This is a genomic window from Solirubrum puertoriconensis (assembly GCF_001483135.1).
Taxonomy (GTDB): domain Bacteria; phylum Bacteroidota; class Bacteroidia; order Cytophagales; family Hymenobacteraceae; genus Solirubrum; species Solirubrum puertoriconensis.
The window spans coordinates 1,262,586-1,281,223 of the sequence record NZ_LNAL01000006.1; the positions used below are offsets into that span (position 1 = coordinate 1,262,586).

At 58.4% G+C, this 18,638-nt stretch carries 19 protein-coding genes; 9 read left to right on the forward strand and 10 right to left on the reverse strand.

Going from position 1 to position 18,638, the window contains the following annotated elements:
* Nucleotides 1-7: 7 nt before the first annotated feature.
* Entirely contained in the window at nt 8-757 is a 750-nt protein-coding gene (locus ASU33_RS10230; RefSeq protein ID WP_059070685.1) for a TrmH family RNA methyltransferase, read from the forward strand.
* A gap of 106 nt (nt 758-863) precedes the next feature.
* Here ASU33_RS10230 and ASU33_RS10235 read toward each other — a convergent pair whose 3' ends face one another.
* The 5 genes from ASU33_RS10235 to ASU33_RS10255 form a co-directional block, all read right to left on the reverse strand.
* Nucleotides 864-1,991: a porin family protein gene (locus ASU33_RS10235; RefSeq protein WP_059070686.1), complete on the reverse strand. Its 1,128-nt coding sequence runs from the start codon at nt 1,989-1,991 to the stop codon at nt 864-866.
* 63 nt (nt 1,992-2,054) lie between these two features.
* Entirely contained in the window at nt 2,055-2,945 is an 891-nt protein-coding gene (locus ASU33_RS10240) for a hypothetical protein (RefSeq protein ID WP_059070687.1), read from the reverse strand.
* Nucleotides 2,926-3,501, reverse strand: coding sequence for an RNA polymerase sigma factor (locus tag ASU33_RS10245; RefSeq protein ID WP_059070688.1), 576 nt, complete (start codon nt 3,499-3,501; stop codon nt 2,926-2,928). The genes ASU33_RS10240 and ASU33_RS10245 overlap by 20 nt, the downstream gene beginning before the upstream one ends.
* Before the next feature lie 231 nt (nt 3,502-3,732).
* Nucleotides 3,733-4,098 (reverse strand): CoA-binding protein, encoded by a 366-nt coding sequence (locus ASU33_RS10250; RefSeq protein ID WP_059070689.1) that lies wholly within the window; start codon nt 4,096-4,098, stop codon nt 3,733-3,735.
* 154 nt (nt 4,099-4,252) lie between these two features.
* Nucleotides 4,253-5,818: an NAD(P)/FAD-dependent oxidoreductase gene (locus ASU33_RS10255; RefSeq protein WP_059070690.1), complete on the reverse strand. Its 1,566-nt coding sequence runs from the start codon at nt 5,816-5,818 to the stop codon at nt 4,253-4,255.
* A 215-nt stretch (nt 5,819-6,033) separates the two neighbouring features.
* Between ASU33_RS10255 and ASU33_RS10265 the strand changes: the two genes are divergently transcribed.
* Nucleotides 6,034-6,666, forward strand: a complete 633-nt coding sequence (locus tag ASU33_RS10265; protein WP_059070692.1) for an NAD(P)-dependent oxidoreductase — start codon at nt 6,034-6,036, stop codon at nt 6,664-6,666.
* 72 nt (nt 6,667-6,738) lie between these two features.
* Here the strand turns inward: ASU33_RS10265 and ASU33_RS10270 are convergent, their stop codons facing one another.
* The 3 genes from ASU33_RS10270 to ASU33_RS10280 form a co-directional block, all read right to left on the reverse strand.
* A complete protein-coding gene (locus ASU33_RS10270) occupies nt 6,739-8,604 on the reverse strand; it encodes a carboxypeptidase-like regulatory domain-containing protein (protein WP_059070693.1) in 1,866 nt (621 codons plus the stop codon).
* Nucleotides 8,605-8,826: 222 nt separating this feature from the next.
* A complete protein-coding gene (locus tag ASU33_RS10275) occupies nt 8,827-9,300 on the reverse strand; it encodes a hypothetical protein (protein WP_149867144.1) in 474 nt (157 codons plus the stop codon).
* A 78-nt stretch (nt 9,301-9,378) separates the two neighbouring features.
* Nucleotides 9,379-10,368 carry a tryptophan 2,3-dioxygenase family protein gene (locus tag ASU33_RS10280; RefSeq protein WP_059070695.1) on the reverse strand — a complete coding sequence of 330 codons (990 nt, stop codon included), beginning with the start codon at nt 10,366-10,368 and terminating at the stop codon, nt 9,379-9,381.
* 200 nt (nt 10,369-10,568) lie between these two features.
* Here ASU33_RS10280 and sdaAB point away from each other — a divergent pair, with 200 nt between their 5' ends.
* From sdaAB to ASU33_RS10300, 4 genes are all read left to right on the forward strand, one after another.
* A complete protein-coding gene (gene sdaAB / locus ASU33_RS10285) occupies nt 10,569-11,249 on the forward strand; it encodes an L-serine ammonia-lyase, iron-sulfur-dependent subunit beta (RefSeq protein ID WP_059070696.1) in 681 nt (226 codons plus the stop codon).
* Between the two features lie 76 nt (nt 11,250-11,325).
* Complete coding sequence (locus tag ASU33_RS10290; protein ID WP_160328175.1) at nt 11,326-12,867, forward strand: TolC family protein; 1,542 nt, start codon at nt 11,326-11,328, stop codon at nt 12,865-12,867.
* 137 nt (nt 12,868-13,004) lie between these two features.
* Entirely contained in the window at nt 13,005-14,420 is a 1,416-nt protein-coding gene (locus ASU33_RS10295; RefSeq protein ID WP_059070698.1) for an efflux RND transporter periplasmic adaptor subunit, read from the forward strand.
* 203 nt (nt 14,421-14,623) lie between these two features.
* Nucleotides 14,624-15,613 carry an NAD(P)H-dependent glycerol-3-phosphate dehydrogenase gene (locus tag ASU33_RS10300; RefSeq protein WP_286130473.1) on the forward strand — a complete coding sequence of 330 codons (990 nt, stop codon included), beginning with the start codon at nt 14,624-14,626 and terminating at the stop codon, nt 15,611-15,613.
* A 91-nt stretch (nt 15,614-15,704) separates the two neighbouring features.
* Here ASU33_RS10300 and ASU33_RS10305 read toward each other — a convergent pair whose 3' ends face one another.
* The gene (locus ASU33_RS10305) at nt 15,705-16,145 is read right to left on the reverse strand and encodes a DUF3592 domain-containing protein (RefSeq protein WP_059070700.1); all 441 of its coding nucleotides are present in this window, start codon (nt 16,143-16,145) and stop codon (nt 15,705-15,707) included.
* Nucleotides 16,146-16,215: 70 nt separating this feature from the next.
* Between ASU33_RS10305 and ASU33_RS10310 the strand changes: the two genes are divergently transcribed.
* Both ASU33_RS10310 and ASU33_RS10315 read left to right on the forward strand, forming a co-directional pair.
* On the forward strand, nt 16,216-16,620 hold the full coding sequence (locus ASU33_RS10310; RefSeq protein ID WP_059070701.1) for a DUF4259 domain-containing protein: 405 nt from the start codon (nt 16,216-16,218) through the stop codon (nt 16,618-16,620).
* Nucleotides 16,621-16,628: 8 nt separating this feature from the next.
* Entirely contained in the window at nt 16,629-17,057 is a 429-nt protein-coding gene (locus ASU33_RS10315; protein WP_059070702.1) for an EamA family transporter, read from the forward strand.
* 19 nt (nt 17,058-17,076) lie between these two features.
* Here the strand turns inward: ASU33_RS10315 and ASU33_RS10320 are convergent, their stop codons facing one another.
* Nucleotides 17,077-17,658 carry an HdeD family acid-resistance protein gene (locus tag ASU33_RS10320; protein ID WP_059070703.1) on the reverse strand — a complete coding sequence of 194 codons (582 nt, stop codon included), beginning with the start codon at nt 17,656-17,658 and terminating at the stop codon, nt 17,077-17,079.
* Nucleotides 17,659-17,860: 202 nt separating this feature from the next.
* Between ASU33_RS10320 and ASU33_RS10325 the strand changes: the two genes are divergently transcribed.
* A complete protein-coding gene (locus tag ASU33_RS10325) occupies nt 17,861-18,625 on the forward strand; it encodes a YgaP-like transmembrane domain (RefSeq protein WP_059070704.1) in 765 nt (254 codons plus the stop codon).
* Nucleotides 18,626-18,638: the final 13 nt, after the last annotated feature.

The window sequence follows — 18,638 nt, forward strand, 5'->3', positions numbered from 1 at the left end:
ACAAAGAATGGTTTCGAAAGCCGTTGCCAAATACGTGCAGCAACTGCACCAGAAAAAATATCGCCAACGCACGGGTGCCTTTTTGGTTGAAGGCGCAAAAAGCGTGCGCGAGCTGCTAAGTTCAGGACTTCGCGTGGAACGGTTGCTGCTCACGGCAGAGTTTGCCGCTTCGCCCGACCTGCCAGCCCTGCTCAAAGGTGTTTCCGTTGAGGTGGTATCGGCCGACGAACTGACCCGCCTAGGTACCCTGCAGCACAACGACACGGCCCTGGCCATAGCCCATATTCCCGACGAAGTGCCGCTGGTCGCCAAGCCGGGGCACCTGCTGTTGGCGCTCGACCAAGTGCGCGACCCAGGCAACGTAGGTACTCTCATTCGGCTAGCCGATTGGTACGGCCTAGGAGGCGTTGTGTTGTCGGAAACCTGTGCCGATGCCTGGAACCCCAAAACCGTGGCCGCCACGATGGGCTCGTTTACGCGGGTGCGGGTATGGCAACGCAGCTTGCCCGAGTGGCTAGCCGGCTTGCCCAAAGATTTGCCCGTATACGGGGCCGATCTGCACGGCGACAACGTGCACCGCCAGCAGCTTACCCCCAAAGGTGTGTTGGTGATGGGCAGCGAATCGCACGGGCTCACTCCCGAGGTTGAGGCTTGCTTAACCCAGCGCCTGCACATACCTGGGCAGGGCGGTGCCGAAAGCCTGAATGTCGCCATTTCAGCTGCTATTCTGCTGGATAACTTCTTCCGGCACCTCTAAGCCCAAGCATCGGCCAAAACACGAAACGCGGTGCGCTGTAGTTAGCGCACCGCGTTTCGCGTTTTGGAACGACTCCCTAGGTCGGAAGCTGTTTCTGGGCTCGGGATTAGAAGGCCGTTGTGAGGCCGAAGCTAATGGCCTGTGCTTTCGGGCCGCGGTTGTCTTTGAAAAGCTCGTTGAGGTTGTACTTGGCAAACAGGTTAAAGTTGCGAACCCCAAAAGTGCCGGTTACGCCGTACTGGAAATCCTGCAGGTTGTACGAGCCACGGTCTTTGTCCTTGTTGGTGCGGCCTTCTTCTTCGTACTTGATTTTGGTGTGCGAACCTAGGCGGTAGCCCACAAAACCGCCGCCGCCGATGCGGAACATTTCCTTGCCCTCGTCGTTGCGCAGCCGAACGGTAATGCCGGCGGGCAGGTTCAGGGTCGTCATGGCGAGTTTGCTTTTTTCGAAGCTGCGGCCCTGCGGATCGGCTACGATGGTGGTGCGGTTGTCCACATCAATGGGGCGGCGGTTACCCTCGAACATGAAGTTGTTGAAGGCAATTTCAGGACCTAGGTGGAAATACAGCGGGTTGTTTTTGCCGAACCGGGCCCAGAACTGCCACTTAAGCGCAATGTAGCGGGAGCCCCAAGGGCGCAAGTCGAAATCCTCGCCCGCTGGTAAATTTTCGCGGTTGGTAAGGGCATTCAGCCCGATATCCACGCCAAAATCGGTACCGCTGATCTTCTGCTGCCGGGCTACGCGCTTGGCCTGCTGCACCGAGTCGGAGTTGGCCGAGCTACCTAGGCGAACCGATACGTGGTCTTCGCCGGGTCCGGTAGACTCCTCTATCGTTACGCCTAGCACGCGGCCCATGGTTACCTCCACGCGGTCGGTGCGGGGTTGCTGGCCGCGTACGGTTACGCGCACTTGCTCCGGGGCCGCTTTGCTACTGGGCTTGTCTTTGGCCGGGTAGAACTCCATTGTTACCTGGCCGTTGGCTGATTTAGTGCCTGCGCGTTCGGCTTGCGTAATGTAGCCGTCAAGCATTACCATCAGCGAGTCGAGTTTGTAGGCCCGTAGTTCGCGCAGCTGTTGCTTGTTGCGGGCGTAGATGGTCATGGATACTTGGTTGGGCAATTTCACCACAATGGTGTCGTCGGGGGTGGCTGCGCTGGGCAAGTTGCCGGCGTTGGCCACGGAGCTGGCCAGGAGCAGGCCAGAAAGAGCGGAGAGGAAAGCAACGGGTTTCATAACAAGCAAGAGCGAAGAGTCTGGGGAGAAGAGGAGGGGCGAAAGTCGCCGGCGTGGCGAGGCTTACAGCGCAATAGTTTTGGTGAGGGTGCGGTTGCCCACGTGGGCTTGCAGCGTGAGGGCAGGGTTGGCGGGCAGGCCTACTTCGGTTAGGTCGGGCTTTTCGCCGCGGGCGATTTTGCTGACCTGCTTAATTACTCCGAATACCGTGGGCCGCGTCCGGCCACGAGGAGCAGTTTCGGCAGCTGCCACTGCCAGGGTAGTAGCCTGTTGGCGCACTTCAACTTCAATGGGTCCCGTAACGGGGGCGTTGGCAGCTGCTACTGCCGGGCTGCTGCTTGCCGGCGTTAAGGATTGTGTAGTGAGTGCGGGCGCCGGTGCCGGGGTTGGAATGGCGGCAACGGCTTGGGTTTCGGCAGGTTCAGCGTGCTTCCAATCCTGAGTGGCAGCTTGCCGCTGGGGCGCAGTTGCGCGGCGGGTGCTGGCCAGCATTTGGTTGTTGGCACGGGCGGTGCGCTGTTTTGCTTGCGGCTCGGAGGCAGCGGGTGCAGTCGTTTCGGCCGAAGCTCCGGATGCTTCGGTGTTGGCGGCCACAGCCGGTGCTTGCGATGCCGTGCCTAGGCTGGTTTCGGTACCAGGGCCAACCGGGGCGGGCGCAGCAGGCGTTTGGGTAATCGTATTTGGGGCAGGAGTAACCGTGTTTGAGGCCAGCGGAGCGCTGGCCGAGCTGCCTTGTTGCGGCAGGCCGCCGTTGCGCCACATCAGGAAGCCACCGCCAGCCACAAGCAGTAGGGTAATGGCCGCCGCTACAGCGTACATCCAGAAGCCGCCGCGGCGTTTTTCTTCTTGCGGCTCGAGCTGCTCCTGCAAATCGTACCACAAGTTGGCTGGGGGCGGCGTAGCGTGCTGCTCTAGCTTATCGCGGAACAGCTTATCAATATCTTCCGGTCGCATAATATTCTTTCGGTGAGGAGGTGGATGACGAAGCCGAGGCGGCTCCGAGGCGGCGCTGCAGCATTGCCCGCGCCTTGCTTAGCTGCGATTTGCTGGTGCCCTCCGAAATGCCCATCAGCTCGGCAATTTCGGGGTGGGTGTAGCCCTCGATGGCGTACAGGTTGAACACCGTGCGGTAGCCAGCAGGCAGTTCATTGAGCAGTTGCATCAGGTCGGCGGCGGCCATGTCGCTGTCGGCAGTGGCAGCGGTAGCCGGTACGTCGGTTACCATGTCGTCGATGGCCAGGTGCAGGGGCTCCTTGCGGCGGAGCTGACCTAGGGCCTCGTTCACCATGATGCGGCGTATCCAACCTTCAAACGAACCTTCGTGCCGGTACTGATCCAAGGCTTTGAACACCTTCACGAAGCCGGTAAGCATGGCTTCTTCGGCATCGGCACGCTGGCGCAGGTAACGCAAGCACACCGTCAGCATTAGTCCGGCAAACTTCTCGTAGAGAAGCTTCTGCGCCCGGACGCTGCCTTGCCGACAAGCACTTATGAGTTCAACTTCGTTCACAGCTCAGAAAGGTAGTAGTAGGGCAGTAGCGTTGTCGTTTGGTGGTAAGATGGAAGGCAGGCAACGGCCGTTGCCTGAGGTATAGAAAAAAGTTGCAAGCGAAATATTTGTTCGGGTTAATCGGCTGTGCATCAATAAGAAAAAGTGTTTGATGCGTAACTGACTTCCTAGGTGAAAACAAGAAGCCCCGGCAACCTGCAGGTTGCCGGGGCTTCTCAGATGCGGTTGCGCTTAGTAGTTTCCTACCGAAAGCATGACCAAGGTGCAGGCTTCGAGTGTTTGGATGCCTTGGGCCTGCGCTTTCTTCTCCAGCTCGTAATTTTCAGTGCCAGGGTTGAAGATGATGCGCTTGGGCTTCAGGCCCAGAATGTAATCTTGCCAGGCGGGTTGGTTTTGGGGGCCGACGTACAGCGTAACGGTATCAACTCCATCAAGCTCGGGCTTGTCGGTGTGAATGTCGAGGCCGCCTACCTGGCCTTTACGAATGCCTACGGGCACGACTTCGTGGCCATAGCTTTTGAGGCGGTTTACGGCTTGGTATGAATAACGCGAAGGATTGTCCGAGGCGCCGATTACAACGGTTTTCTTGCTAGGCATTTCGAAAGAGGAAATGGTACCGGTGTTATTCTACGCAATGTTGAGCAAGCGGGTCGTGCCGCACTGCATTTCGGAGTAAGGAAGCGGTTTTGGTTGCTTAACGCACCAGTGGGCACTGCCGACGAGGCATACAACAACTTTTATCGGCCCGAGCCTACAACGTAGCCAGCACCGCCTCCGCGCACCGCTCCCCATCCATGGCTGCCGACACAATGCCGCCCGCAAAACCAGCACCCTCGCCGCACGGAAACAGCCCGCGCACCTCGGGGTGCTCCAGCGTTTCAGGCAACCTAGGGATGCGCACCGGTGCCGAGGTCCGGCTTTCAACGCCTACAATTTGGGCGTCGTTGGTGGTGTAACCCGGTATTTTCCGGCCAAACGCCCGAAAGCCCTGCCTCAGACGGTCGGCTAGCACCGCACCGAGTACTTCATCCATCGGCACCGATACCAAGCCGGGCTGGTAAGAGGTTTCGAGCAAGGTGCGCGAAGTTCGCTTCTGCACAAAGTCGCCTAAGAGTTGCGCAGGTGCCAACTGGGTGTTTCCGGCGAGCTGGCAAGCCCGTTGTTCAATTTCCTGCTGAAAGCGTAGCCCGGCCATCACGCCGTAGCGCTTCAGGTTCATGTCTTCGGGCTCGATGGCCACCACAATGCCCGAGTTGGCAAAGCGCGAATCGCGGCGGCTGGGGCTCATGCCATTTACCACCACTTCGCCCTGGGCCGTGGCTGCCGGTACGATAAAGCCGCCCGGGCACATGCAAAACGAAAACACACCGCGCTGGCCGCCGGGGCCATCGGTTTGTTGCACCAACGAGTAGGAAGCCGCTGGCAGCTGGCCGCGGTCGGCGCGGTGGTACTGCGCCTGGTCGATGAGGACCTGTGGGTGCTCCACGCGCACACCTAGGGCAAAAGGCTTGGCCTCGATACGCACCTGGCGGCGCAGCAGCAGTTCGTAAATGTCGCGGGCCGAGTGGCCAGTAGCCAGAATCACGGCGTCGCCGATGATTTCTTCGCCAGCATGGGTTACAACGCCCCGGATGCGGTTCTGCTGCAGGATAAGATCATCAACGCGCGTTTCGAAGCGTACTTCGCCGCCGTGGTCGAGCACGGTTTGGCGCAGAGCCTGCACCACGTAGGGCAACTTGTTGGTGCCGATGTGCGGGTGCGCATCCACTAAAATTTCGGGCGTGGCGCCGTGCTGCACCAGCAGGCGCAGAATGCGCTGCACGTCGCCACGCTTTTTGGAGCGGGTGTAGAGCTTGCCGTCGGAATAAGTGCCCGCGCCGCCTTCGCCGAAACAGTAGTTCGAATCGGGATTCACGACGTGCTCTTTGTTGAGGGCTGCCAGGTCGCGGCGGCGGGTGCGCACATCCTTGCCGCGCTCCAGCACAATTGGCTTCAGGCCTAACTCGATGCAGCGCAAAGCCGCAAACAGGCCAGCTGGCCCAGCGCCTACCACTACCACGCGTTTGGTGCTGTGCGCCACGTTCTGGTATTGCACCCAAGGGCCAAATAGCTCGCGGGGCGGTGGCGTTTGGTACACATCGGCCCGGAGGCGGACGCCCACATTGCGGCCGCGGGCATCGATGGAGCGGCGCAGCAGGTGTACAAAATCGGCTTCGCCGGGCTTCAGGCCTGCGGCTTCAAGGAGGGCCCGGTAGCGGGCAAGTTCGTCGTACGCCTCGGCGGGCGACAACACAATTTCAACTTCGCGTTTCTGCATGAAAGGCGGCGGAAGGGAGTTAGGCCTTCAGGCCGGTAAGGGTTCAGACAGCAAAAGTAAGGCGGGTGTTCCGAATGGTATTGCGTGCCAGTGCAAGTATTCTGTGGCGCCGGTAAAGCTTGGCTAACCATTCGAAGCCCGGCCTGCTTACTAAACAGTAGGTACCCCCTAGGTCGTTAGCGTTGCTGTTGTAATCAGCAACCTCATCAAACACCATGAAGACCATAGCTCTATTTGGCGCCTCCGGCAAAACCGGCCGACAGTTTCTTGAACAAGCCCTAGCCGCTGGATACCGCCTGAAAGCACTCGTGCGCGACCCCGCAAAACTGCCCTTGCAGCACGCCAACCTCGAGGTAATAACCGGTGATGTGCTGAACGCTACCGATGTGGAGCGCACCGTGGCTGGCTCCGATGTGGTGGTGAGCTTGTTTGGCCACGTAAAAGGCTCGCCCGAATGGCTGCAAACCGACGGCACCCGCAACATTGTGCAGGCCATGCAGCAGCAGGGCGTGCGTAAAATCATCAGCCTTTCGGGTGGGGGCTTGCCCTATCAACAAGACAAACCCAAGCTGCCCGATTACCTCATTCGCGGCATTATGAAACTGGTGGTGCCCAAGGTGCTGAACGACGCCATCCGGCACGCCGAGCTACTGCAAGCCAGCGGCCTCGACTGGATTATCGTGCGCGGACCTAGGCTTACCGACGAACCCCGGCGCGGGCAGTACCGCGTAGGCTGGGTGGGCGTAAATGCCAGCACCAAAGTTGGCCGCGCCGATTTGGCCGCCTTCATCCTGCAACAGGTTGAGGACAATGCGTTTGTCGGCAAAATGCCTTTTGTGAGCTATTAAAACCTAAAAAAAGGCGGGCGACTCGCTCTCTCGCGAATCGCCCGCCGGTGGTATCTAGGCTGCTCGGAGCACTTATTTGTTGGCGGTGCGCACCATATCGAAAGTGCCGTTGGTAACCTGCACCGACACAGTGGTGCTCCGCGGCCCCGTGCCAATACGTTTGTAGAATCGGCCCGAGAAGGTGCCCTGAATGCGGCCGCCCACTGCATCGTAGCGGCTGAACGTTACGGTTGCATCGGCGGGGTTAGCTACCTCGTAGTAAATAGCCGGCGAGCTGCCGCTGTTCAGGTTGAAGGCAACCGAGCCCATCTTGATCGGGAAAGTACCTAGGCCGGGCTGCGCTGCTACGTTGAGTGTGCTGGTTACGTAGCCTTGGCGGGTAGAGCGGCCCATCAGCAGCGTAGTTACGGCCCCGGTAGGGAAGTTTGGCTCGAAGAAGGCTTGCGGCGTGTCGTAGTACTGCGGCTCGTCGCGTAGCTCTACGCGCTCGTTGTTGTGCCCGTCGCCATCAATGGTAAAAGCCATGGTAACGCCTGCCTGCGTGTTGCCGCAAGTGTTAAAGGAGCCGAGCTCGAGGGTGCGGTTGCCGCTGGGCGTAGTAATACGCCGGGTAACGGATGGCGCACCGTCGGCAGTAATCGTAAGAGTAGCCGCTTGGCCGGGCAGGCACCAGGTGCGGAGGCTGCCGTTGCTTACGTTGGCTACGTACACGCCGCCATTATCGAAAGCCAGCGTGGCTACACCGTTGGGCTTGGAGCTATTGCAGCCGGTTACTTCGGCGTGTAGCAAGCCGCCTTCGGGCATTTGTAGCTGGCCTAGGTCGAGGGTTTGGCCAGCGGTGAGGTTGCCTAGGCTTAGCCGGTTCAGGCTGCCAACTCCGCCGTTGTCGGCTGGGTCGGCCCACACGTCGTCGGGGCCACCGCTATAGTTGCCGACTGGTACCGGCACTACCATTTGGCGGCCGGCTGCGGGCATCAGTACTTGCCCTAAGCGCCGCACCCGGATCAGGGGCCACATTACCTCGCCGCCAAAGTCGGCAAGGCCGGATGACTTCACGCTGAACTTTACGAAAGCTGTGCGGTCGGCTTGGTCGGCGTTCCAAGCCGAGAAGTGTTTCACTGAGCCCACATACTCCGAGCCGCTGCGGGTAGCCGCGCCTTCTTCTTCCCACAAGCCAGTCTCCGTATCGAAGTGCCACAGCGGGATGGTGCTGCCGGCAGCGCTGCTTTGGCTTGCCACAATGGGGAAGTGAAGGGTGGCAGTTTTGCCGTTGGCAACCTGCAATGCTTGGCCGCTGGTGGCATACAGTTCTACCTGCATGGCGCCAAACGTGGTAAGCGTTACCCGTTCGCCAGCGGTGTTTTCGGCCTGAAAGTCGTTGCCCGGCATAAGTTGGGCCAGTCGGCGGCTTTCGGGTGATATATACCGCACGTAGGCATTTACAGCACCACTGTAGCTGCCACTGCTGGTATTGAGGCCATTGGCAGGCAGCTCAATGCTGGCGCCGCCGGGCAGTTGCAAGGTGCCTCCAGCAGCGGCCGAAGCCAGCGTGAGCGGCTGGCCCATTTCGGTGAGCATTACGCGCACGCCGGTGCTTTTATCATTCGGAACCACCCCCACAGCCGCCTCGAAGTAGCCGGCTTTGCGCACGTGCACTACGCACCGGTCCGACGATACCACGGCCTCGCGGAAGGCAAATGTGCCTGCCGGCCCGGTTGTAACGGTGTTCCCACTTACCTCTACAATGGCTCCTTGCAGCGGCTGGTCTTGCTCATCGAGCACTACCCCGAATACGTCGGTTGTAATTGGGATGCTTTCAATGGGGTTGTTGGGGTCTGGCTTTTTACTGACGGGTTGCTTTTCGCAACTGGTGGCGCCTACTAATACCGAGGCAAACAGGGCAGCCCGCAGTACGGGGGCTAGGAGAGAAGTTTTCATAGCGAATAGGGGGCAGGGGATACTGGCTGCGAGTGCCCAGCCAGCGAATGGCACAAAGCTACCCGAGTCATAAGCTCCTCCCAATCGCATGTAAATGTGGGCTGCGGCCCTTGCAGGGCGTTGCTATTTGCTTACCGGCTCAGCTGTGGCAAGCCACTAAAAAGCCGGGCGGCGAAGCTGTGGAAGCTTCGCCGCCCGGCTGATGTATTCCTGAAAATGTGACTAGGCGTTGCGGGGTGCCTGTTTTTTGGCTTTGTAGTACAACGACAAACGGTCGTAGTACTTATTGGCGCCTTGGTTGCGTGAGTCGAGGCGCTGAGCCATCATAAAGTAGCGGTGGGCACCGGCAGCATCGCCTTTCTCGCTCAGGCAGGCGCTAAATCCGTAGTACACGTTGCAGTTCGTGGAGTCGAGCAACCAGGCTTGGTTGAAGCGCTTAACCGAGGTGGAGAAGTTGTTGTCGTAGAAGTAGCTCCAGCCCTGGGCCACGCAGCTCTCCGAGGCCGCGCGGCGGTCGTTGTGGTACTGGCGCAGGGCCGAGGCAATAAACTCCTGATCGAGCTGGCGCAGGGCCTTGCTTTTTACAATGCCACCGTACCTAGGAAGCGTGTTGATGCCCTCTTTGGCTTGGCCCATTGCGGGCGCACTCAGCAGCGCAATGCTTGCAAATAGCAAAGGATAACCCAGACGCTTCATAGCCACGAGATTAGCAGGTGCCTAAAACAATCGACCCAACCCGCCAAATATAACGAAGCAGGTTGGGTCGTTGGTACTTTATTTCGGGGTTTCTACGCTCATTTCTTCCAGCACTTTCTCAACCCAGCTTTTGCCCCAGTTCTCAAACTCGTGCTCCGACCACAGTTGCGGATAAAAAATGCGCTTCTGAAACTTAGGTGGCAGGTACTTACGCCAGTTGGTGCCGCCCGTGGCGGGTATTGCGTCGCCGGCTTGGCGCTCGAGGTAGCGCACCGCCGATTTGTAGTGCATCAGCGGCCAGTTGATGTTCACGTTTACATCGAGTTGCTTGAGCTGGCGCACCAGGCGCGGGTGGCGCCGGTCTTCTTCGGGTAGGCGCTGCACCACGGCCCACACGTTCCGGTCGCGGAAACGCGCGGCGTGCTCCGAGAGCTTGTCGTGGTACTTCTGCTCGAACTGCAGCAGCGTGAGGGTTTTGGCGCCGCTTTCTTCGAGGGTGGCACCGGCTTTCCAGTAAATACAGCCCATTAGCTCGTCGTGAGCAGCGGCTTCGCCCAGCAGGCGGCGCTTTTCCTTATCGAGCAGGTTGTTGAGCGCTGTCGAGGCTATTTCGATGTAGCGGTACTGCACCGACTGAAAGCCCGAAGCCGGCATCAACGACATGCGGAACTGCAGGAACTGCTGGCGGTCCATGCCGTCAACCATCACATCAAACGAATCGATGAGGTTCTCGAAGTAGCGGTTGATGCGGCCTAGGCGCAGCACCAGTTCGCCGAGGGTCGGGTTTTGCAGGTCGCCGATTTGCTCGTACTCACACAGGCATAGCTTAAAGTAGAGCTCCGTAATCTGGTGGTAGATGATGAAGATCTGCTCGTCGGGAAAGTTGGTGAGCGGCCGCTGCAGCGAGAGCAGCGTATCGAGCTCGATGTAGTCCCAGTAGTTAACGTAGTCGGCGTGGTACAGCCCCTCTAGGTACGCGGCCAAGTCCTGGCCGTCGGCGGTGTACTTTTCCTGCAAACGCCGCAATTGGGTGAGTACTGCGGGCGAAAATTCTTCTTCTAAGGGCATGTAAGCTGGGTGGCGGGGTATGTAGGTAGGGAAGGGTGGGTGGGTTCACAAAGAACGAAAAAGCCAACAAATTGGCTAAGCTCAGGCAACGTTTCGCTCTGGTGCTGCATCTAGGTAGCCAAAGCACCTAGGGCAGTGCCGCCCTAGGTGCTTTGCCCAGGTTGGTTTTGTGCACCGGGGCAGTACCTTTAGCCCACATTATGGCTGAGAAATCTTCGATTTTTGACATGATTGGGCCCGTTATGATCGGTCCCAGTTCTTCGCACACGGCCGGCGTGGTGCGCATTGCTCGCGCGGCCATTCGCGTGCTGGGCTCCTTGCCTACGCACGCCACCATCACTTTCTATAACTCGTTTGCCCGCACTTACGAAGGCCACGGCTCCGACCGCGCCATTATTGCGGGCCTGCTCGACTTCCCGACCGACGATAAGCGCATTCGCGAAGCCTTTGAGCACGCCAAAGCGGCCAACCTGCAGTACACTTTTCAGGGCATCGGCAACGCGTCTACCATGCACCCCAACACCATTCGCCTGCAGCTGCGCGACGAGCGCACCGGCAGCGAGGTTGATGTGATTGGGCAAAGCCGGGGAGGGGGTGTGATTCGCATTGTGGAAGTCGACGGCTTTCCGTGCGATTTCTCGGCCGGGTTGCACACGCTTATCATCGATGCCGACGACGTGAAGGGCTCCATCGCCTTTATTGCCGATGTAATTGCTCACGACGACTGCAATATTGCCACCATGAACGTGAGCCGCAAGGGCAAAAACCAAGTTGCCCGTCAGTTCATCGAAATCGACTCGGCCTTATCGGATGTGGCCTTGGAGTACCTGCGGCATTTGCGGTGGGTGCATCAGGTGCGCTACATCCCGGCCATCGAGTAGCTTCTTTTATCCGCTTCAGCTTACGCCAGGGCCGTTTGTGCCCTATCCATTCGCTAACCGCCATTCGCCGCAAACTATGAATCCCTCTGTTACTCCTTGGTATAGCTGTGGCCGCCTCGCTGCCGGTGCCCTGCTACTGGCCGGGTTGGGGCTGAGCACGCCCACCTGGGCGCAAAACCGCCCGGCTGCACCGCCAGCCGCTGCCGTGCCGCAGGCCGCACCCACCGGCCCCTGGACGCTGCAACAAGCCGTTGATTATGCCGTGCAGAACAACCTGCAAGTGCGCCAGAGCCAACTGCAGGCCGAGCTTTCGGAGGCTACGTTGCGGCAAAGCCGGCTGAGTCAATTGCCTACGGCCAATGCTTCGGCCTCGCAGAGCTGGAACTACGGTACCAACGTCGACCCGCTTACCTTTCAGTTTCAGAACCAGACCACCCGCGCCAATAACTTTTCGGCTACGGGGCAGCTGAATATCTTTTCGGGCTTTCAGGTACGCAACTCCATCAAGCGCAACACGCTGGATTACGAGGCTTCGTTGCTCGACATCGAACAGGCCCGCAACGACTTGTCGTTGACGGTGGCTTCGGCCTACCTGCAGTTGCTGCTCGGCGAGGAGCTGGTGCGTAGCAATCAGTTGCGTATTAACTCGGCCCAGCAGCAAATTGAGCGTACGCAAAAGCTGCTGCGCGCTGGCTCGGTGCCCGAAAGCAACCTGGCCGATGCTCGTGCCCAATTGGCTACCGACGAGCTAAACCTGGTAACCGCCCAAAACCAGCGCGACCTAGCCCGCTTGCAGCTGGTACAGGCCCTCAACCTGGAGGCAGCGCGCGCAAACGACTTTGCAGTGGTGGTGCCCAACCTGCCCGACCCCGACGACCAGCCGGTGCTCGACGGCGACTTGGCTGCTACCTTCGAAACGGCCCAAAGTACCCAACCACAGGTAAGAGCCGCCGATTTGCGCGTGCGCAGCGCCCAGCGCAGCGAAGAGGTATCGAGGGGTGCTTATTACCCACGCCTCACGTTTGGCGCCAGCATCTTCTCGGGTTATTCTTCGGCGCGTATTGCCCGTAAGCTTACCGGCGACTCAACCATTGTGCCAGCTGGCTTTATCTACCAGCTCACGCCCGCGGGGCCAATACAGATACCCAACCAGTTTGCCGGTATCCTGCAGCCCAGGTTCGAAACGCTATCCGAGGGCTTTGGCTCGCAGGTGAAGAACAACCTCGGTAAGCAGCTCAGCTTCAACCTAAACATTCCTATTCTTAACGGCTGGCAGGCCCGCACCAACGTGCAGCGTTCGGTTATCGGCGTGAAGCAAGCTGAGCTGCGGGCAGCGCAAACCCGCTTGCAGCTGCGCCAAACCATTCAGCAAGCCTACGCCGACGCCCTGGCTGCCCAGCGGCGCTACGCGGCCAACAAGCGCCAGGTAGAAGCGCTGGCTACGGCCTACCGCAACGCCGAAATTCGCTTCAACAACGGGCTGATGAACGGCACCGACTTCAACATCGCCAAAAACAATCTCACGGCTGCCGAGTCAGGCATGATTCAAGCCAAATACGAATTCATTTTCCGCCGCAAGGTGCTTGATTTCTACCAAGGCAAGCCTCTGACGCTTTAGTGGTTAGCCCTGTTTTACCTGCTATGCACAACGCCTAGGTGCCCCGGCCTGCCAACGGTTGAGGTACCTAGGCGTTGTGCTTTGCTTTTTTTTGGCAGATAATTGCCTGCTGATCATTGCTAATTGATCATTTATTCATGAAAAACAACCGCATGTTGTTCATCCTTCTGGGCCTCTTGGTAGCGGTCGTAGGAGGAGGTATGATTGCCAAAAAACAAGGCTGGATTGGTAAACCCGCCGGTACCGAGGTGCTGACGGCCAAAGCCGCGCCGGCCAACATTGTTGAGAAAGTAAGTGCCTCGGGCAAGGTGCAGCCCGAAACCGAGGTTAAGATTTCGGCCGACGTATCAGGCGAGATTACCGAGCTGTACGTACAGGAAGGCGACTCCGTGCGCAAGGGCCAACTGCTGCTGCGCATTCGGCCCGATAACTACACGGCCATGGTAAACCAGCAGTCGGCTTTGGTGGGCACGCAGCAGGCCAACGTAGGCCAGGCGCAAGCCCGCCTGCAGCAACTGCAAGCCAACGCCCGCCAAACCGAGCTGAGCTACCGCCGCAGCGCTTCGTTATACAAGCAAAAAGTTATTTCGCAGGCCGAATATGAGCAGGCCAAAGCGGCTTACGATGCCTCGCAGGAAGAAATTAACTCGGCGCGGCAGAGCATTCGGGCGGCTCAAAGCTCGGTACGCTCAGCCCAAGCCTCGCTCGAAGAAGCGCGCAAAAACCTGAACAAGACCACCATCTATGCCCCCGTTAGCGGCACCGTTAGCAAGCTGAACGTGGAGCGCGGCGAGCGGGTTGTAGGTACCTCGCAAATGGCCGGTACCGAAATCATGCGCATTGCCAACCTTAACTCGATGGAGGTGCGCGTGAACGTGAACGAGAACGACGTGAGCAACGTGGACTTGGGCGACTCGGCCGTAGTAGAGGTGGATGCTTACGCCAGCCGCGGCGAGAAATTCCGGGGCATCGTTACCAGCATTGCCAACACGGCCAAGGATGCCATTACGGCCGAAGCCGTAACCGAATTTGAAGTACGGGTGCGCTTGCTGCCCGAGTCGTACCGCCAACTGGTGCGCAATGTGGGTGGCCGCACGGTGGTGCCGTTCCGCCCGGGCATGACGGCCTCGGTCGACATTATTACCAACCGCAAGAGCAACACGCTGGCTGTGCCGCTGGCTGCCGTAACTACCCGCTCGGATAGCGCCTTGGTGAAGGAGGCCGACAAGAAGCAAGAGGGCAGTGGTATTCGGGTGGGCCGCGGCCGCGGCGGCAGCAGCGACAACGAAGCCGACAAACCCAAAGGCGACATTGAGGAGGTTGTATTTGTGGTGCGCGGCGGCAAGGCAGTTATCACACCTGTTAAAACCGGCATCAGTGATTTTGACCACATCGAAATTCTATCGGGGGTGAAGCCCGGCGACGAAGTTGTGAGCGGCCCGTTCCGCGCCGTTTCGAAAACGTTGAAAGATGGTTCGCTGGTGGTAGTAAAAGATGCCAAGTCGCTGAACCACGCGGCGTTGAAGGAAGAAGGCGGCGGCAACGAGGAGTAAACCCTAGGTAGTTGCAAACCCATGGCCGAGGCCGGGCACGAGCTAATCGTCCCGGCCTCTCGCTTTTTTTACCTAAAATCGGCCATTCGTTGCCGGTTGTCGAGTTTAGGCGGCTGTGCTTACTTTGCCCTAGGTACCTACCACCTGCACCCGCTCACTAACTGTAGCGGGTTTGTTTTCCTGCATTCTCCCCTGCTTTTCCCGTGGAAAAAATAGCCATGATTGGCGGCGGCTCCTGGGCCACCGCACTCACCAAAATCCTCTCCGAAAACGGTGCCCGCGTAGGCTGGTGGGTGCGTCATAAAGATGACGTGCAACACCTGCGCACCACGCGCCACAACCCGCGCTACCTGTCGTCGGTAGCCTTCGACCTCACGCGGGTTTTCCCCTCGAGCGACATTGAAGAAGTGGTGAAGGAAGCTGACTGGGTGGTGCTGGCAGTGCCCGCTGCATTTGTTAAAGAAGCACTTGATAAGCTCGATCGTGACGCCTTTAAAAACAAGCGCGTTATATCGGCCATTAAGGGTATGATTCCGGGCCGCAACGAGCTGGTTACCGACTACGTGTGCGAGCGGTTTAAGGTGGTGCGCGAGAAGCTGGGCGTTGTGGCCGGCCCGTGCCACGCCGAGGAAGTAGCCCTCGAAAAGCAAAGCTACCTCACCATCGGTTCACCCGATTTGGCCCTGGCCGAAGACTTCAGCCAGCTGCTGCGCAACCGCTACGTGAAAGCCCACGCGGCCGCCGACCTCGACGGCATTGAGTACTGCGCCGTGATGAAGAACATCATTGCGCTTACCTGCGGCATTGCCCACGGCCTTGGCTACGGCGACAACTTTCAGGCCGTACTGGTATCGAACGCCGTACAGGAAATCCGCCGCTTCTTGTACGCCCTTAATCCACAACCCCGCGACCTGTCGGCTTCGGCTTACCTAGGCGACTTGCTCGTAACGGCTTACTCGCAGTTCTCGCGCAACCGCACATTCGGCAACATGGTAGGCCGCGGCTATTCCGTGAAATCGGCGCAGATGGAGATGAACATGGTGGCCGAGGGCTACTACGCCGTGAAGAGCATTTACGAAGTGAACAAAGACCTGCGCGTGAACATGCCCATCACGGCGGCGGCTTACCACGTGCTTTACGAGAAGATTGCGCCTGCTATTGAGCTGGAAATTCTGAAAGAGAAGTTTAAGTAATATGCTATTGGGGGATTGTTGCTGTGCGCAGCAACAATCCCCCAACTCTTTATCTAGAAATAGTAAGCAGACCTATTCATCGAAAAATGCGTCATTCTGCACCTAATACTTGTTGCAGTATCCCTAAATGTTCGGCCAGAACTATAATCCCAAACACTAGGCAAAATACGGCTGCCTTCTTAATTGCAGTAAGAATGGGGTGCGGATCGTAGATGATAAAATCATAAGGATTGGAGGGTGAGTACATCACATCAACCCGTTTGCCAGGTCGGTTGAATATGGAACTCATTTCACTTTCTGTATACCCTTCTATCACTTCGCCGTACTCGGTTGTAAAGCGTAGTAAGGGCATCAACTCATACTTAGTTCTATATGGAGACTCTCCACGCTTCTGCAAACGCCATTTTACTAGTGTAGCCTGAGCAGGAATACTATCATACTGAAAGGCTCGGGTGTTGATAGTGTCATATATGGTTCGAACTGCGAATCCAAAGGTTACTGCGATACCTTCTAACATTAGAAATGCATCCATTTAAGCGGAATTATTAGTTATAAGTAACAAAGCAAAGAGAAACATTCTGTAGCAAATTTAAGCACACCACATGGCCACTTGGGGACACCGCAACTTCGACAACGACACGGCCGCCGATTTCGCCGGCGACTTCCGTAATCAGCCTAACGAGGCTATGCTGCTGGCTGCCTTGGCTACGGTAGCCGAAGCCGAGGATGATGAACGCATCGAAGCTGCAGAAGCCAGCGAGGCCTTAGCCGCCGCCGAAATTGTGGCTGCCATATTGGGTAAGCCCACGCGCGACTTCCCGGCCGATGTGATACCCGTGATTGTGAAGATGAACCCCGGCGAAAGCGAAGATCTGCGCGAGTTAGCCCAACAGGCCGTAGAGGCCGTAATGCGCCGCTCCGATTTGCAAGCGCACTGGGCTAAGCAGGGCGAAGCGGCCGAAGGCTGGGTGCAGGTGCAGCAAGAATTGCTCGAGCGGCTTCATTAAGCTCAACTATGCACTGGCTCGTACTCGCGCTGCTCACGGCTTTTTCGCTGGCCCTCTACAACTTTTTTATAAAGCTGGCCTCCGACCACGTGCAGGCTGCCGTTGGAGCCGTGGTGCTGCAGTTGGTAGCTGCGGCCCTAGGTGCCGTGTGGCTACTGAAGCTTAAGCTGCAAGGCCTGCCATTGGTTGCAACTCCCAAAGGTTTGGGCTTGGCCGCCTTGGCCGGCATAGGAGTGGGCTTGGCCGAAATCCTCACGTTTGTGGTTTTCAGCCGTGGCGTTTCTTCGTCGGTAGGTACGCCCGTAATTGTGGGAGGCTCGGTACTGCTTACGGCTGCCATGGGCATTGTAATAGCGCGCGAAACCCTCAGCATGCCGCAGATACTGGGTATGGTACTGATTGTGGGTGGTATTGCCTTGCTAGCCCGCGGCCATTAACTGCTAACCTAGGCCCGCATCAGCCCATGGCAGGCCCGGCTGTGCCCGGCCAATTCCTTGGGGGTGTTTGCTGTTTGCGCAGGCGCCAAGCCAAAACAGCCAGTACAATCCCGAACCCAAAGGCGTACGCGCTAATCCACCACGTTACGAGCAGTGCTCCGGTACGTGGCTGAACTATCAGAAACACACCTAATAAAACCGAGAGCAAACCGCCGAGCACCATTACCCACTCGCCGGTAAGCTCGCGCCGCAGGCGTATAGCCGTGATAATCTCGAATACGCCGGTAGCAATGGCCCAAAAAGCAATCAGGTAGAGCAGCACCAATGACGTTAGCCCGGGCCATACCATAGCCGCCACGCCTGCCAGAATGCTGATGGCTCCTTCTACCACCAAGCTCCACCAGCGCGATTCGTCGCGATGAATGCGTGCCGCCGACCACAGCGTAAGGATGCCGTCGAACAGGCAGTAGCCGGCGAACAAGGTTATCAGGATAACCAACGAAAAAGCCGGTAGCAGAAAAGTGGCCATGCCAAACATAACGGCCAGAAGCCCACGCAGGGCCAGTATCCACCAGTGGGTGTGCAGCGTCGAGCGTATCATGGCAACGTGCTGATTACGTGAATGAAAGGAGCTTTAGTGGTTCTACTGGCAAGGCATGTGGGAGGTTCCATTATTTGGCTTTGGTACCTAGGGCTGGCAACCGTGTTTGCGGTGGCCTTCATTTGGCTGCGTGCCCTCAGCTCGACATAACTTGGGTGGGTGGTGGTCGTAAGGCAATAGCCTCAACCAAACCACTTTGCTTATGGCTGCTACTGCAACTTCGCGTACGCGTCGGGGCCCGCGCACGATGCCGCGCACGCCCGCCACGGGTACTTCCCACGTTAATGTTGGCTCGGCCGAGCGCGTGCTATCGACTGCGGCCGGAGCGGTCTTGGCCTATGCCGGTATCAAGAGCAAATCGAAGGTGGGCGGAGCGGCCTTGGCTGCCCTAGGTGCCACGCTGGTATTTCGGGGTGCATCGGGGTATTGCCCCATGAACGACGTGTTCGGGCGCGACTCGGCGCACGAGCAGCCCGAGCCCATCGAAATCAAGGAAACGTTTACCATTTACCGGCCCATCGAGCAAGTGTATGGATTTTGGCGGCGGCTCGAAAACCTGCCGCGCTTTATGGAACACCTCGAGAGCGTACGCCAGCTTGATGAGCGCCGCTCGCACTGGCAGGGGCGCATACCCGGCGGCCTGGGCACCATCGATTGGGAAGCAGAAATAACAACCGACGAGCCCAACCGCTTGCTGGCCTACCGCTCGCTGCCGGGCTCGCAGATCGATCAATCGGGCGAAGTGCGCTTTAGGGAGGCTGAAGGCGGCAAAGGCACCGAGCTGCAAGCCATTATGCACTACCGAGCGCCCGCAGGCTCGCTGGGGCAAGGGGTGGCAAAGCTGCTTAACCCCGCGCTGGCCGAGCTGGTGCGCAGCGATATGCGCCGGTTTAAAATGCTGCTCGAAGCGGGCGAAATACCTACCGTGGCCGGACAGTCGTCGGGGCGCGGCCACGACAAGATTTAGCTGTGGTGTACTG

Coding starts and splice junctions, on each gene's coding strand:
- ASU33_RS10230 (WP_059070685.1), top strand. CDS start 8: ATGGTTTCGAAAGCCGTTGCCAAATACGTGCAGCAACTGCACCAGAAA.
- ASU33_RS10235 (WP_059070686.1), bottom strand. CDS start 1,991: ATGAAACCCGTTGCTTTCCTCTCCGCTCTTTCTGGCCTGCTCCTGGCC.
- ASU33_RS10240 (WP_059070687.1), bottom strand. CDS start 2,945: ATGCGACCGGAAGATATTGATAAGCTGTTCCGCGATAAGCTAGAGCAG.
- ASU33_RS10250 (WP_059070689.1), bottom strand. CDS start 4,098: ATGCCTAGCAAGAAAACCGTTGTAATCGGCGCCTCGGACAATCCTTCG.
- ASU33_RS10255 (WP_059070690.1), bottom strand. CDS start 5,818: ATGCAGAAACGCGAAGTTGAAATTGTGTTGTCGCCCGCCGAGGCGTAC.
- ASU33_RS10265 (WP_059070692.1), top strand. CDS start 6,034: ATGAAGACCATAGCTCTATTTGGCGCCTCCGGCAAAACCGGCCGACAG.
- ASU33_RS10270 (WP_059070693.1), bottom strand. CDS start 8,604: ATGAAAACTTCTCTCCTAGCCCCCGTACTGCGGGCTGCCCTGTTTGCC.
- ASU33_RS10275 (WP_149867144.1), bottom strand. CDS start 9,300: ATGAAGCGTCTGGGTTATCCTTTGCTATTTGCAAGCATTGCGCTGCTG.
- ASU33_RS10280 (WP_059070695.1), bottom strand. CDS start 10,368: ATGCCCTTAGAAGAAGAATTTTCGCCCGCAGTACTCACCCAATTGCGG.
- sdaAB (WP_059070696.1), top strand. CDS start 10,569: ATGGCTGAGAAATCTTCGATTTTTGACATGATTGGGCCCGTTATGATC.
- ASU33_RS10290 (WP_160328175.1), top strand. CDS start 11,326: ATGAATCCCTCTGTTACTCCTTGGTATAGCTGTGGCCGCCTCGCTGCC.
- ASU33_RS10295 (WP_059070698.1), top strand. CDS start 13,005: ATGAAAAACAACCGCATGTTGTTCATCCTTCTGGGCCTCTTGGTAGCG.
- ASU33_RS10305 (WP_059070700.1), bottom strand. CDS start 16,145: ATGGATGCATTTCTAATGTTAGAAGGTATCGCAGTAACCTTTGGATTC.
- ASU33_RS10310 (WP_059070701.1), top strand. CDS start 16,216: ATGGCCACTTGGGGACACCGCAACTTCGACAACGACACGGCCGCCGAT.
- ASU33_RS10315 (WP_059070702.1), top strand. CDS start 16,629: ATGCACTGGCTCGTACTCGCGCTGCTCACGGCTTTTTCGCTGGCCCTC.
- ASU33_RS10320 (WP_059070703.1), bottom strand. CDS start 17,658: ATGATACGCTCGACGCTGCACACCCACTGGTGGATACTGGCCCTGCGT.
- ASU33_RS10325 (WP_059070704.1), top strand. CDS start 17,861: ATGGCTGCTACTGCAACTTCGCGTACGCGTCGGGGCCCGCGCACGATG.